This window comes from Parachitinimonas caeni (assembly GCF_030129945.1).
Lineage (GTDB): Bacteria > Pseudomonadota > Gammaproteobacteria > Burkholderiales > Chitinimonadaceae > Parachitinimonas > Parachitinimonas caeni.
In genome coordinates, this window is the sequence record NZ_JARRAF010000219.1 from 1 (window position 1) to 373 (window position 373).

1 protein-coding gene is annotated in these 373 nt (G+C 56.8%); it reads left to right on the forward strand.

The window, feature by feature from the left end; all coding sequences use genetic code 11:
* Positions 1-133: 133 nt before the first annotated feature.
* The coding region (locus PZA18_RS24395) for a type II secretion system protein (protein ID WP_284103480.1) at positions 134-373 on the forward strand (240 nt) is incomplete at its 3' end.

The following is a 373-nucleotide window of genomic DNA, read 5'->3' on the forward strand; positions in this document are numbered from 1 at the left end:
TATCCCACGCCGGGAGTCTCTGCCCACCTCTCTGATTGATCGACCTCACCTGCCCTGGACACGCGTCACAACAGGGCTTCGCAGTGCAGCAAACGCCCTACAATGGAATCATCTTTCCTGTTTCGAGTCTGCGATGCGACGTCCTGATTCTCAAACTGGCTTCACCTTGCCCGAAGTTGCCACGGTATTGGTCATCATCGGTCTGATACTGCCATTGATTTTCGCGGCGGCGCGTACGCAACTGCTGCAAAGCCAGGTCAGCAAGAGCAAAGCCAATATCGAACAGGTGAAATTGGCGCTGCAACGCTATGTGGCTTCAACTGGTCGCATGCCCTGCCCCGCCGCCGTCAACCTGCCCCAGACCTCACCGAAC